12 protein-coding genes are annotated in these 13691 nt (G+C 66.7%); 1 reads left to right on the top strand and 11 read right to left on the bottom strand.

Going from position 1 to position 13691, the window contains the following annotated elements:
• Positions 1-104: 104 nt before the first annotated feature.
• The 10 genes from ACWEMY_RS02820 to ACWEMY_RS02865 form a co-directional block, all read right to left on the bottom strand.
• Complete coding sequence (locus ACWEMY_RS02820) at positions 105-353, bottom strand: helix-turn-helix domain-containing protein (RefSeq protein WP_452388612.1); 249 nt, start codon at positions 351-353, stop codon at positions 105-107.
• Positions 354-555: 202 nt separating this feature from the next.
• Complete coding sequence (locus ACWEMY_RS02825; RefSeq protein ID WP_452388613.1) at positions 556-933, bottom strand: hypothetical protein; 378 nt, start codon at positions 931-933, stop codon at positions 556-558.
• A gap of 627 nt (positions 934-1560) precedes the next feature.
• Complete coding sequence (locus ACWEMY_RS02830) at positions 1561-1863, bottom strand: WXG100 family type VII secretion target (protein ID WP_452388614.1); 303 nt, start codon at positions 1861-1863, stop codon at positions 1561-1563.
• Between the two features lie 39 nt (positions 1864-1902).
• Positions 1903-2226 (bottom strand): WXG100 family type VII secretion target, encoded by a 324-nt coding sequence (locus ACWEMY_RS02835; RefSeq protein ID WP_452388615.1) that lies wholly within the window; start codon positions 2224-2226, stop codon positions 1903-1905.
• A 328-nt stretch (positions 2227-2554) separates the two neighbouring features.
• On the bottom strand, positions 2555-3823 hold the full coding sequence (locus ACWEMY_RS02840; protein WP_452388616.1) for a DUF7373 family lipoprotein: 1269 nt from the start codon (positions 3821-3823) through the stop codon (positions 2555-2557).
• A 28-nt stretch (positions 3824-3851) separates the two neighbouring features.
• Positions 3852-5027 carry a DUF7373 family lipoprotein gene (locus ACWEMY_RS02845; protein ID WP_452388617.1) on the bottom strand — a complete coding sequence of 392 codons (1176 nt, stop codon included), beginning with the start codon at positions 5025-5027 and terminating at the stop codon, positions 3852-3854.
• A 180-nt stretch (positions 5028-5207) separates the two neighbouring features.
• Positions 5208-6776 (bottom strand): serine/threonine-protein kinase, encoded by a 1569-nt coding sequence (locus tag ACWEMY_RS02850; protein WP_452388618.1) that lies wholly within the window; start codon positions 6774-6776, stop codon positions 5208-5210.
• Between the two features lie 88 nt (positions 6777-6864).
• Positions 6865-8109: a DUF7373 family lipoprotein gene (locus tag ACWEMY_RS02855; protein WP_452388619.1), complete on the bottom strand. Its 1245-nt coding sequence runs from the start codon at positions 8107-8109 to the stop codon at positions 6865-6867.
• The gene (locus ACWEMY_RS02860; protein WP_452388620.1) at positions 8106-9311 is read right to left on the bottom strand and encodes a DUF7373 family lipoprotein; all 1206 of its coding nucleotides are present in this window, start codon (positions 9309-9311) and stop codon (positions 8106-8108) included. The genes ACWEMY_RS02855 and ACWEMY_RS02860 overlap by 4 nt, the downstream gene beginning before the upstream one ends.
• 177 nt (positions 9312-9488) lie before the next feature.
• A complete protein-coding gene (locus ACWEMY_RS02865; RefSeq protein ID WP_452388621.1) occupies positions 9489-10685 on the bottom strand; it encodes a DUF7373 family lipoprotein in 1197 nt (398 codons plus the stop codon).
• 145 nt (positions 10686-10830) lie between these two features.
• On the opposite strand from ACWEMY_RS02865, the gene ACWEMY_RS02870 reads away from it, so the two are divergent.
• Positions 10831-12147: an FHA domain-containing protein gene (locus ACWEMY_RS02870; protein WP_452388622.1), complete on the top strand. Its 1317-nt coding sequence runs from the start codon at positions 10831-10833 to the stop codon at positions 12145-12147.
• Positions 12148-12150: 3 nt separating this feature from the next.
• Here ACWEMY_RS02870 and ACWEMY_RS02875 read toward each other — a convergent pair whose 3' ends face one another.
• The gene (locus ACWEMY_RS02875) at positions 12151-13596 is read right to left on the bottom strand and encodes a neutral zinc metallopeptidase (RefSeq protein ID WP_452388623.1); all 1446 of its coding nucleotides are present in this window, start codon (positions 13594-13596) and stop codon (positions 12151-12153) included.
• Positions 13597-13691: the final 95 nt, after the last annotated feature.

Genomic DNA, 13691 nt, shown 5'->3' on the forward strand with positions numbered 1-13691 from the left:
ACAACTCGTCATCTACGATCCAGGGTGCTGCCACGACGAAACATCCTGCACGACAGCGGGTCTCACCGCTACATGACCGAACCCGTTAGGGGATCTATGGGCGTCTACGCGTCAGATCCCGCGCGGCTGAACACTTCGTCGAGCAGTATGGGCAGCGGCGTGCCGAGCACGTCGCTCAACGCGACCAATGTCGAAAACGTCGGATTCGCAAGCTTCTTCGGATTACGCGCCCGCAATCCGATCTCGAGCAGCTGATAATGCTGCCGGCTGATCCCCGCCGCCAGCGCGACCTCTTCCTGCGTAAGCCCCCTGGCCGTCCGTAGCGCCGCCAGATGCTGCCCCAGAATCGCCACGAGCTGCTCCTCGACGGCGGATTCTGGCACGCCACCGAGATTCCCGACTCGCCACGCCTACGTCGACCATCTATAGATGGCATTGTCTCGGTGTTGTCCCGGAGGCATCGCCGATTCCGGGCATCCGGTCGTGCAAGTGCGCAGCGAACACTGCCTGGTCCGCTCCGCGGCGTTGTCAGCAAGCACGCCCGGATAGTCGCCATCAGCGACGTTTCATGGCAGACACCAGAACCGCCATCGCAATGATGGGTGCAACCAGGCTCACCGCGATCGTGATCCCCAGCAGAGCCAGAGCGACCACCACCGGCACCAGTGCGAGCACCGACACGACGACAGCGACCACGTAGAGCGGCAGCCGCCACCCTCCGGTATCCGTGAACCCGTGGGTGAGCACCGCGACGACGAGAAGTACTGCGGCACAACCCCCGAGCAGAATCTGCTGGGCCAGCGCACTGGGCGTATGCGTCCAGGCATGGATGGTCGCGCTCGGCGCTTCCGCGGCCGGATCGACCTGCCCCGCCAACCACACGTGGAGCACTACCGCGCCGACGCACGCGATCAACAGCAGCCAGCTGAGCACCTGCCTCGACGGAGTCCGTGACCGCCGCCGGCTCGGCCGCCGATAACCGTCACGACGTCCGCCGTGGTGGTGATGGTGAACGTTGTGGACATGCGTGTGATTGACACTGCCCCCGACATGCGAGTTCTGAATCGACGTCCGAGATCCCCGGCCGAACACCTACACGTCACCGGCCTCATGAACCACATCGCCCCGAACCCGCGACCCCTTCACGACCTGATCGCTCGGCCCCGCGCTGGTGAGCCGCACCCCGCCACCAACCTGCGCATCCTCTACCACCTGTGAACTCCGCCGAGAACCCGCCACCCCCACCGGCAGCCACCACTGCACAACCACCACCCCCACAACCAGCAACACGGCCCCCGACACCCACCAAGCAACGCTCCCATGGTCGGTAACAAGCCACGTCCCGGCATTCACCGCCGCCGCCACCCCGACGGTCCCCACCGCCCCACCAACCGCTGCCCAACCGTCCCCACACGAACCCCCTCGCCGATAGCACCTACCGATCTCAATCCGACAGTATGCCAACGCATTTCGCCGCGAACCCCCGAAGCGCAGCGGCATACCCCCGAAAACAAGTCAGGCCCCGGCGCGAGCCGGGGCCTGACTGGAGTACCGCTGGGATCAGAACAGACCCGCGAGCGCGGTATCGGTGCCCTGCAGGTCCGAGTTACCGGAGCTGACCAGGGTACCGGCACCCTCGAGGGTAGCGTTCAGCTGCTGGACGTGGGTGTTCCACTGGGTCTGCAGCGAGGTGAACGCGTCGTTGGCGTCACCCTTCCAGTTGTTGGTCACGAAGTCGGTGACCGACTTGTGGAAGTCTTCCAGCATCGTCATGACGTTGCGTGCCTCGCTGACGATCGCTTGGGCACCGGCCTCGACTTCGCCGAAATTCGCGGAAATCCGAGTGGGGTCGTTGGCAGCCATCTGAGCTCCTTGTCTAAGAGTGTCGATCGAGAAAGTGGATCAGAGCGCGGGCAGGTCGAGGCTGGAAACCTGAGCCTTCACCTGCTGGGCGAAGTCGGTGTCCTGCTCCTCGTACTTGGAGCCGGCCTTGATGAGCTGCTCCGAGGTCTCGAGCAGCTTGTCGTTCAGCTTGTCGGCCTGGAAGTAGTACCGCTCCATGAACGAGTCGAATGCGGTACGGGCAGAACCACTCCACGTCGCGGTGGTCTGGTCCTCCTTGGCCTTCAGGGTCTTGATGGCGGTGAGCAGATCGAGGTGCTTCTGCTTGATGTCCTTCGCGAAGGTACCGATCTTCTCGTTGCTCGCGTCAAGCTGTCCTGCCATGTTTGGCTTCCTTTCGGGTTCGATCCTGGCTGCTCGTCTGGGATCGGTTTTCCCAGTTCATATACTTGGACGCCGACCGGAGTCGATCGGTTCCATCCAATTGCCAGAAATTTTGGTTCGATGCCAACCGGCGCTCGCGCGCCCCCATGGTGCGGCGTCCACGCTGGTCAGCGGCGGTGCTCACTCGGCGCCAGCCGAGGCGTTCCGGTCTCGGTAATCAGCCCCTGGTCCCCTCCTCCCACTGTGCTGACCGATTGACGGTGAGTGGGCTGACTCGCCCACCTTACCGAAACGAGGGGGTACTGCGCGATCCCTCTTTCGATCAGGACTACTGGCTGTTGGCGAGCAGCGCGTACTGCGCCGCGGCCCGCTGTCGCGTGTCTTCGGGTTGAGTGCTCCAGACCTTGCCGACGTAGTTGCGGTACTGCACGGCGCACACGAACAGCTTGGCTGTCGAGCCAGGCCGAGGCTGCTCCGAGCACCTGCCGCCGGGCAGTCCGGTCGGCGTCATAGCGGCGTCGGGAGTGGGAACGAGTGCGGTCGACAACCGCTCGGCCGACTCCTCATCACTGCTACGGAACACGATGGACCCGTCCAGCAGCTCCGACGATCCTGTGCCGAACCCTTGGGCGATGCCCTTCGAGAGACTGTAGGTCCAGGCCGAATAGGCCTCGCCCATCGCGATGTACTCGACGTTGGCGCCACCGTAGAGCGTCTTGGCGGCCTCGCGATCGGTCTGGAAATGCAGGAAGCCCTGCAACCTGTTGGTCGCCAGACCGCCGACGGCGGGAACCCCGAGCTTGATCGGATTCAATACACGCCGCTTCATTCCCTCGGGGTCGAGATCCGTGCGGATCACCTGTTCCGGACTCAGCGGCGGAAGCGTATCGAGCATGGGGAACTGGGCCGCGTAGGTCTTCTCGACGAGCGAGGTGAGCAGCGGCAGATCCGGGCTCGACGTGGCGGCGAACACGGTCACCGTGTAGTTGCCGTGCGCGGCGGTTGCTCCGATGGTCGGTGTTCCTGGTCGCCAATGGGCATGTGCGGCAGGGTATTTGTCGATGGTGACCCGCTGGTTCTCCGTCGGGTTGATGTCGAAATCGACCTGCTCGAACTCGGCGGCGGCGGTTGACGCCGCCTCTGGACTCGGGAATTGCAGAACTGTGACGGTGACCAGCGTGGCGGTTTCCGGAACCTTCTGGAAGGCCACAGGTTGGACGTCGCTACTGCCGGAGATGAATCCGAACTGCATCTTGTTGCGTTCGGCGACCGCCTCGCTCGGCTCGGCCATGGACTCGGTGATGTCGCGGGGCTTGGCTACTTCCTGGATGCCGGTGCCGAACCGGAGCCTCGGATCGACGTCGGTGCCGATGACCATGTGATCGGCGAGTCTGCTGATCGCCAAGGTGGTGCCACTGCGGACCGAGTGTGCGAAGGAGTAGTAGTCGTCGAGTGGCTCGGTCGGGTACTTGCCGACTTCCAGGGTTCGTACATCGATTTCGCCGGGACCAGAGGTTCCCGTCACCGTCTGCCCGCACGACGTGACGAAAAGTGCTGCGAGTGCGATGGCGGCTTTTCGCGTGCCTCGGATTTTCATTGTGCTGTCTCCAAGTCGTCGGGGCCGGCTACTTGCCCATGGAGTTGAGCAGAATGTACTGGGCCGAAATTCGCTGGTGGGCATCGATCAACTGATTGGACCTGACCTCGATGACATAACGGTCGTAAACCAGAGTGCAGTGAAATCGAGTAGTCAGGCTGCTCTTGATCTTGTATTCGTTGCACTTGGTTTCTGGTAGCTCCCTCGGGGAATCCGCCGATCGGAGCTTCTTGTTCAGTGCTGAGTGCGTAGCGGCGATGAGCTGCGCGCCATCGGAATCCTTGGCCTGATAGAGTTCGGTGCCGTTCACGCCGAGCCATTCGAGGCCCGCCTCTTCGTACAGCTTTTTGTCGCTGATCGGGTCGATGCTCAGATGTAGTGCTCCGCGGCGGTCGTAGATTCCGGGAGGATTCTTGGCGCCTTCCCCTTCTGGCCGCGTGAGTGAATGTCCGAGAAGCTGATCGTGGTCCATCTCGATAGCTGTCAGCTTATCGACCGGAGTCGGTTCGAACTCGCTCAGGCGTTGTCGGACCGCTGCCGAATTCTTCTCCGCCAGCGTTGTCAGTGCGCCGAGGTTCGTCGTTCCGACTTCGATCATCGCGTAGTCTTTGATGACCGTATAGAGAACGATCTTGTTGTATGAGGTCACGGCGAACAGTTCTTGGCGCGCGGGATCCCAGAACGCGTTGCCGCCCTTGAACCCCGGGATGTCGACCGGAACGAAACTCTCCTTGCTTTCCCGTTTGCGCTTCGCGAGTGCGTCAGTCGCAGCGGCAGCGGATTGCTCGGAGTCGAAGACCATGGCAGTGTTGGCCAGGGTATCGGCGATCAAGATGTCGTCATGTGACATCCCCCAGCTGTAGAAACCTGCTACGAATCCTGGTGTGTCTTCCTTGAACTTTTCGGAGTCGCCGATCGTGTACACCTGTTCGATGAATCCGAACACGGCTACCGAGTCTTTGCTGGACTGGTATGCGAAGCGGCTGTCGACGTCGGAGGCAGTCGGTAGATAGCCGCCGAGACGCTGGCCCTCGCTCATGCGTGCGCGGTCGAAATTGGGTGTGCCGATCGTCCGTGGAGCCGTCTTGAAGCTGCCCACGTCCAGCGCCGACAGGTCGACAGGCGGAGCTGGGGGGTCGGCGGGCTCGGCGTCTCCGGAGCATCCGACGACTCCGAACGTGGTCAGCGCAAGGCCCGCAGCCACAAAGGTCGATAGTGCCCGCAATTGGCCCCCTCCATCGGTATACACGCACAGGTGGAGGACAGATCGGTCAGAACTGGATCCCCCATGGCGAGCGCCCGGCCCCTATTCGGCCGTCGGCATCGCTCGCGTCAACATAGCATCTCGGCTATGTGGATACGACTCGGAAGCCCGCGGGCTTGATCACTTGATCCGGTTCTGCAGAACCGGTACGAGCTTCTGCAGGAGCACCTGATCGGAGCCTTCGCTCCAGTTGCGCAGTGCCGAAACCGTGGCGGGGTCATCGATGGGAATCACTGTGGCCCTGGATCGTGCGAGGTCATCGGGGAGGCCGGAAAGTCCGCCGCCCCCGGCCTTCTCATCAGTGCGCACGGCGAGAATGTAGGTGTTGTCGTCGGCCTTCACCCGGTCGAAGATATCGTCGATAGGCCGGGGGGAGACTTCCTCGCCGGTCTTGGTGTATTCCAGGTTGTAGACGAACCCGAGGCTTTCCAGGAACTGCGTCTGCGGCGTCGAACGCAGGTAGATCGCCATCTCCCTGTTGGACAGGACATCGACCAGAGTCACCGTCTTGCCCTCGAAGCCCGGGTTCTCGGCACGCGCTCGTTCGCGTGGAGTCTGCGTACCCGTGGTTTCGGTGGCGGCGGCGGGGGAAGGATCGGTACCGCCACCTGAATCGTTGCTCGCCCAGATGCCGATTCCCGCGGCGAGCGCGATGATGACCGCGGCCGCGCCGCCGAGCAGTGCGAGGCGACGGGACTTGCCGGGTGTGGGCTGGGTGGGTGCGGGTGCCTGGAAGATCTGACTAGGGCCGGAGAGGGAGGTTCGTGGATCGGTGGTGTGCTGGGGTGGCATCACCTGGATCGGGTAGGTGGGGGAGGTGTTGTGGCCGGTGGGGTTGAAGCCGGGGACCAGGGCGTTGGCGGCGGCGTCGGTGAATTCTCGGCAGGTGGCGAAGCGTTCGGCGGGGTTTTTGGCCAGGGCGCGGGCGAAGACGTGGTCGATGGCGTGGGGGAGGCCGGGGTTGACCTTGGTGGCCAGGGGTGGGGGTTCGTGCAGGTGGCCCATCATGACCATGGCGGGTTGTGCCGCGGGATAAGGGTTCTGGCCGGTGAGGAGTTTGTAGAAGGCGCAGGCGAGGCTGTAGATGTCGGCGCGGTGGTCGAGGGGGGCGCCGCTGAGCTGCTCCGGCGGGGCGTAGGCGATGGTGGCCAGGAAGCTGCCGGTCTGGGTGAGTTCGGTCGCGTCGTCGGTGGACTTGGCGACGCCGAAGTCGGTGAGGAAGACGCGCTCGTCCTCGTTGTCGCCGTCGGTGCTGGACAGCAGGAAGTTGGCCGGTTTCACGTCGCGGTGCAGCAGGCCGCGCCGGTGCGCGTAGTCCAGGCCCTTGCCGACCTCGGTGGTGATGCGCAGGGCGCGCAGCGGGGTCATGGCGTGGCGGTCGCGGGCGAGTTCGGCGGCGGCGTCGGTGCCGTCGACGTACTGCATGGCGATCCACAGCTGACCGTGTTCTTCGCCGCGATTGTAGACCGAGACGATATTGGGGTGGTCCAGGCCCGCGGCGAGATTGGCCTCACGCTCGAAGCGCGCGCGGAATTCAGGGTCGCGGCTGAGCTCGGCGCTGAGCACCTTCAGGGCGTCCATGCGCGGCAGGCTGGGGTGTTTGGCCAGGTATACGGTGCCCATACCGCCGGCGCCCAGCACGCGCTGCACGCGGTACCCGCCGACGATGGTGCCGGGGCTCATCGCCATCTTTCACGATCTCCTGACTCGGTGCCGCACCCTGCCGCTTTTCCCGGCTGGAGCATATCGGACTCGGCGGGGACGGGCAGGTGCGGGATTATCGGGTGTTGGCGAAAACCGCATATTGCGCTGCCGCACGTTGCTGGGCATCCAAAAGCTGGTTGCTGCTTACTATTCCGACATACCGGTGGTAAGCGAGCACACAGCTGTAGCGTTTCGACGCGGACAGCCGGGTGTTCTCCACACAGGCGGAATCGGGAACATTGGGTGGGGCGGCGGCCTCGATGTCGGTACGCCAGGGGAACAGTTTCTCGGTGACCGCGCGCCGGGCGCTGTCCCCGTCGGGCGTGCGGATGACGTAGGAACCCCAGGAGACGGCGATCTGCTCGGCGTTCATCTTGGTGAGCTGCTCGTCGACGTACTGCCGGTCGCTGGGCAGCGGATCACCGGAGTAGTGCAGGATGCCCTGCTTGCCGACGAGCAGGTACTGGCCCGAGCCCTCCGGGCTGGACAGCTGCTCGGGGTTGAGGGCGCGCATGAGCACGTGCTCGGGGTCCCAGGGCAGGGTCATGACCTCTTCGTCGGTGAGCGCGGTGGTCTTGTCCAGGGCCTCGATCTGCTTGGCGTAGGCGGTTTCGGCGAGGGCGGTCAGGGCCTGCTGGTCGGGTTTGTCGACCGAGAGCAGGAAGGCGATCACGAACGGGCCGTGCGGGAGCAGGGTGCGCAGGAACGGCGAGTCGGGACGCCAATGGGACAGTGCCGCAGGGTATCCGGGCAGCGATACCGGCTGGTTCTTGCCCTCCTGGGCGGCGAAGTCGGCATCGTGGAACTCGCGGGCCGCGGCGTTCGCGCGCTCGGCGTCGGGGAACTGGAAGACCATCGTGGTGGCGGTGAGCCGGTTGTTGGCCTGCTTGGAGGGCCAGCCGCCGAGGGTGTTGACGCTGGTGTCCCTGGCCGCGCCGTTGGACTCGAAGCCGTATAGCATCTTGTGCTTCTTGGCGATCCCCGACATCACCGTGTCGTCGCCCAGCGCCCAGGGCATCACACCCGCGGACGCGGTGCGGGCGCGTTTGCCGAAACCCATCTGCGGGTCGATGTCGTGAGCGGTGATCACGTAGTCGGCGATCCGCATCGCGGCCACCTCGTACATCTCGTAGAACGGCAGGACCGGGTCGTCGTCGTGGGCGTTGATCGGTTCGGTGGGGTAGGAGCCGGTGTCCAGAGTGCGGAAATCGGTCTCGGCGGGCAGGGCCGAGCCTGCCACGGTGGAGCCGCAGGCGGTGAGCACCGCGGTCAGGACGGTGGCGACGAGGGCGGTCGCGAGGCGGGTCGAGGTTCTCATGCGGCATTCACCAACAGGGCGTACTGGGCGGAGATCCGCTGCTGGGCGTCGAGGAGCTGATGCGACCAGACGTAGGCGGCGTAGCGGTCGTAGGAGACGGCGCAGTAGAAGCGGATCGCGAAACGCTGCCTGCCGATGTATTCCTTGCACTGGGCGAAGGGCAGGTTCTTCGGCGGCTCGGAGGCGGTGAACTTGCGGGTCAGGCCGCCGAGCTCGTCGCGCACGGCCTGGGCGCCCGCGACATCGCGGGCGCGGTACACATCGGCGCCGTCGGAGGCGTACAGGTCGACGCCGGCCTCCTCGATGACCTGCGCGATCGCCACCGGATCGGAGGTGAAGTGCCGGGCGGTGCGGCCCGCGTACACGCCCGGCGGGTTGATCCACGAGTCCTCGCGGGGGCGCGGTGCGGTGCGGCCGAGCATGCCCTCGCGGTCGCGCGGCAAGCTCATCAGCTGGTCGGTGGGGGTGGGGGTGAACTTCGTCAGCTCGGGGACCAAGGTGTCGAGGCTCTTGCGGGTGAGGTCGAGCAGGGCCTGCTTGTCGACCTTCTCGAGATAGATCTTGAGGTAGTCGTAGAGCCAGGTGTAGACGACGAGGTGGCCGGTGGCGAACCAGGAGCCGATCGACTGCTGGTCGGGTTGCCAGTGCGCCTTGGCGCCCGGATAGCCGGGGATCTCGATCGGCTGGTTGCCGGGCGCGTAGCCGAAATCGAGCCGTTCGAGCTCGGTGGCCGCGGTGGCCGCCTTCTGCTCGTCGGGGAAGATCATCACCGCGTTGACCATGTCGATGCCCTGGTTGTTGGGCTCGGTCTGCGCGGAGCTGACGAATCCGCCGATGAAATCGGGCGCGGCCTCGGCGAACCGGTCGACGGCCATGATCTTGCCGAGCGCGGCCTCCGGATCGAGGAACACCGAGGCGATCGTGGGATTGGTGTGGATGAATCGCGGGTCGATGTCGGCGGGCGTCGGCACATGGTCGCCGAGGCGCTCGGCCTCGATGAAGCGGGCCTGGTCCTGATTGGCGACCACCCCGACCTCACGCGGTTCGGTGGCGTAGTTGCCGACGTCGAGGGTGGTGAGATCGACCGGCGGGTCGGTGGCGGCGTGCGCGTCGGGACCGGAGTCGCAACCGGCGATCACCCCCGTCGCGAGCACGGCCGCGAGCAGGGCGCACGCAGCCCTGGCTGGAACAGGAATTCCCACGTCGATCTCCCTCCCCGGAATCGGTCGTCGGCCGAATCGTACGGCACCGGTCCGACGAAGTCGCGGGTCACCGGGTGTGTGACCCCGGCACGGACCCGCCCCGACGACCCCGTGCCGGTGACGATCGTGTGGCGTGCCGAGCGGCCGGGTGTGGCCACCGTGATCCGGACAAACGGGTCACAGGCTGTTGGCGAGGAGCGCGTATTGGGCCGAGATCTTCTGGCGGACTTCGGGTTCGCGTTCGGCGCTGACGATGCCCAGGTAGCGCTTGTAGGGGACGTAGCAGCGGTAGGTGTCGGTGTCGTCCGCCGGGGTGCGCAGTTTCAGGCACTGGGCGCCGGGGACGTCGCTGGGGGCCGGGAGTGTGTCGTAGCGGTCGGAGGAGTCGATGAGGCCCTTCATCAGGGCTTCGGAGGCAGCCTGGTCGCGGGTGCGGGTGATCGAGCCGCCGTCGACGACGGCGATCTGGTCGGCGCCGGTGCTGTCGACGAGTTCCTGGCGGGTGGTCTGGTCGTAGGCGCGGTTGACCAGGTGGTTGGTGCTGTAGACACCGAAGACGTTCTGGTCGGGGCGCAGGCCGCGCCGGTCCTCGACGATCGCGCGCGACAGCAGGCGGTCGGGGTCCACCGGCAGGTCGGCGAGCTTGTCGGCCGGGGTGGCGGTGAACCGGGACAGCTGGGCGAGTTCGGCGGCCAGCGCCCGGTCGACCCAGTCGGTCAGGTCGGTGGCCTCGGCGCGGGGACGCTGGATGAACAGCGAGATCACGAACTGCTCGTAGGCGTGGAACGCGCCGACGGTCGCGACCCCGGGGCGCCAGTGCAGGTAGGCGGCCGGATAGCGGGTGGAGGTGAGCTTGCGGTTGTCGGGGGAGACGGCCAGGTCGACGTCCTCGAGTTCGCGCGCGGCGAGGGTGGCGGCCGCGGTGTCGGGGAAACGCAGCACGAAGACACTGACGGCGGTGGCGTCGGCGGGCGGACGTTTGGAGTCGGCCGGGTCGGGTTTGTCGGCGCCGAGGGCGGCGTAACCGGTGACGTACTTGCGTTTCTCCAGAACGGGTCTGGACACATTGGCGACGAAATCCAGTGCGCGCGTGACATCCCCGGCGACGGCACCACCGCGCCCGTAGGTCAGCGAGGAATCGATACGGACCGCGGGTGCGACGGCCGCCGACATCCGCATGCCTTCCACGAGAGCGCCTTTGGTGCCGGCCTTGTCGTCGAAATGATGACGGTCGACGGCATAGGTGCCGGTCTCCAGGCCGCGCACATCGGCTTCGCCGGGCACCGCTGTGCCGCCGACCGCGCAGCCGGTGAGGGTGACGAGCGCGGCACAGCAGAGCGCGGCCGCGAGCCGGATCCTGGTCGAACAGCTCATCACAGCGCCCCCTCGACGTTCTCGCGCGATACCTGTGAAGTTACCGGAGGAATCCCGCCCAGGGGGACCTATGTCTGGACCTTTGCCATAGTCTGGGAGCTATGGCGACGACCCTGCTGTGTGGTTCCGGTGGAGGCCGATACCTGTGAGGGATCGGCAGGTCGAAGTGGTGCCCGGAAGTCACGCGGTCGCGCACGTCGCGGGCGCGGTGATCGTGGTGGCGCACCGGGGGCAGGGCAGACCCGGCCCGGGCGACACCGCCGCCCTCGCGCTGGAATCGCTGGCGGAGCTGGTGCGCGCCGCGGCCGACGAGGCGCCCGGTGGTCCGGGTTCGGTGGTGGCGCGTGAGGCCACCCGCTGGCTGATGAAGTACGCCGAGCAGATCTCGCCCGGCGTGCCGATCGATTTCGGCGTGCTCTCGGCCGCCGAGAACGGCGGTATCGCGATCTTCCTGCACGGCGCGGTGACGGCCGTGCTCGCCGGGGAACACGGCCCGGAGTACTACCGCGGCAGTGACGCGGCGTTCACCGTCGACCGGGTGGCCTCCGAGCCCGCCAGGGGCGTCGCGCTGTTCATCGACGACGCCAAGGGCCGGATTCCCGACCTGCCGCCGGAGCGTGGCATCGGCTGGCTGGTCGAGGGCATCGCCCAGGCCGGCGGGGCCGTGGTGTGGTCCAACGATGTGCGCAGCCGGGTGCGCACCGCCGAACCCGCGGGCGCGGTCCGTCGCCCGCCGCCGCCCACCGCGCGGATCGACCGGGAACCGCCCGCGCCGCAGCAGGATTCGCGACCGGCCGAGGCGCCCGCGACCGGAATGCAGCCCGCGACCTCGATGATGGACGCGGTCACCAGCGCGACCGGGCCCGCCCACGCCACGGTCGACCCGCACCACGCCGAGACCCGGCAGGCGGGCACCAATCCCGCCCCGGAACCCGACCCCGACCTGCAGCGCAGACTGGAAGCCACCGCGCGTTCGACCGTGCTCGCGGTCAAGGTGATGGGATTCAAGTGCGCGCGGGCCCATCCCAGCGATCCGCGCGCGGCGTTCTGCACGGTGTGCGGGATGCCGGTCGACCAGACCCAGCCGCTCTCGGAGGTCGTGCGGCCCCCGCTGGGCATGCTCGTCCTCGACGACGGGATGACCTTCCTGCTGGCCGCCGACGCCGTGATCGGCCGCGACCCGGAGAACTCCGAAGCCGCCCAGCGCGGCCTGATCCCGCTGCGCGTGGACGACACCTCCGGCGGCATGTCCCGCGCGCACGCCGAAGTGCACCTGGTGAATTGGGACGTGCAACTGCTCGACCGCGGCTCCACGAACGGCACCCGCTCCCGCCTGCCCGGCTACCGCGACTGGATCCGCCTCACCCCGAACCAGCCGATGGTGCTGGTCCCGGGCACCGAGGTCATGATCGGCAACCGCGTCCTCCGCTACGAACCCGCCGCCCCACCCCCGTTCGGCTGAGGACTAGCTGTAGCGGGACAGGCAGGTGGTCTCGCCGCTGAGGACTCCTGCCCGGAAGGCGTCGACGCGGGAGAAACCGCTGGGGACGGTGTTGCCCTCGGTGTCGCTGGCGGCCAGGCCGTCGGTGAGCAGGCCGGAGACGGCTTCGTCGAGGTCGCCCGCGGACAGCTGGATATCGCCCTGGCTGACCGGGCGGTTGGGCTCGGCCAGTCTGCCGGTGACCACGCCCGACAGGCAGGCAGCGCGCAGGCCGGTCTTCGCGCCGGTCAGCGCCTGGCCGTGGCTCTGCTGCACGGCCAGGGTGTAGCGGGAGATGAACACGACGTAGCCGTTGTAGTCGCCGCTGACCTTCACCGGCAGCGGGCCGTCGTCCTCGGTGTCGACCGCGCCGCGTTCGGCCAGGCCCGCGACGTCGGTGGCGATCACGTTCGTGGCGGGGCAGTAGGTGACCGGTTCGGTGGCGGCGCCGTCGGCGCAGTCGATCCGCGCGCCGGAGTAGTCGTAGCTGGGGCTGTCCTCCACCGGCAGGATCGCCTGCAGCGCCTTGCTCAGCTCGACCAGGTTGTCCTTGGAGATGGGGTACTCGCCGCGGCCGGTGTCGCCGGAGAAGCTCTGCGGGAGATTGCCGCGGCGCTGTTCGATCTCGTCGGAGTCGATGCCCTTGCAGCCGCGCGGGCCGTCGGTGAAGCCGATCTGCACCGCGGTGACCCGCTCGAAGGCCGAGCCGTGCACGCTCTCCGGGTCGTCGGGGTCGGAATCGCGGATCGAAACAGTCGCGGCGAGAACGGAATTCAGGCCGTCGGAGGTGTTGATGGTGAAGTGCTCGGATTTGCCCTCGGCGACGTGGCGCATGAAGGCGCCCGCGAAGCAGTCGGCCTGCTGTTCCTTGACCAGCACCGGGGTCTTCTTGGTGGCGAGCCCGGCCATGGTCTGGATGGCGTGGCCGTATTCGTGGGCGAGCACCATCACCACCGACATCTGGCCGAAGGTCTCGCTCATGGTGGGCAGCAGCATGGTGCGGTCCCAGCCGATGGAGTTGTCGCTGCGGCAGTAGGCGGCGTTGACCAGGTGGTAGGTGGTCTCCTTGCAGAATTCCACCGCCTGGCTGCGCGGGGCGCGCGCGTTCCAGGAGATGAGTTTCTGGACCGGGTCGAAGGTCTGGTCGCGGAATTCGGTGCCGAAGACCGACTGCCAGTACGCCTGGATGTCGGCGATCGCGTTGAGGGCCAGCTGGTCCACCTCGCCGTCGTCGCCGTTGGTGGCGGTGAGATCGGCGTCGGGGACGCCGGGACGTGGGCCGTTGGGTCCGCCGGTGGTGGGCAGACCGGCGACCTGGAAGGGGTCGTCGTAGATCGAGACCCCGTGGCCGTCGACCGCTCGCGTGCACCCCACACCGGCCAGTGCGCATAGCACGGCGGTGATCACAACGAACACTTGGCCTTTCGGCATCTATCCCCCTGGTCGGCCGGATCCGTGTGCAGGTCGATCACCGGATCGGCACTGAAGCCGTCTCGGGGGCACCGCCGATGTCCGGGCGATGGCAT

It is taken from the genome of Nocardia sp. NPDC004415 (assembly GCF_053602435.1).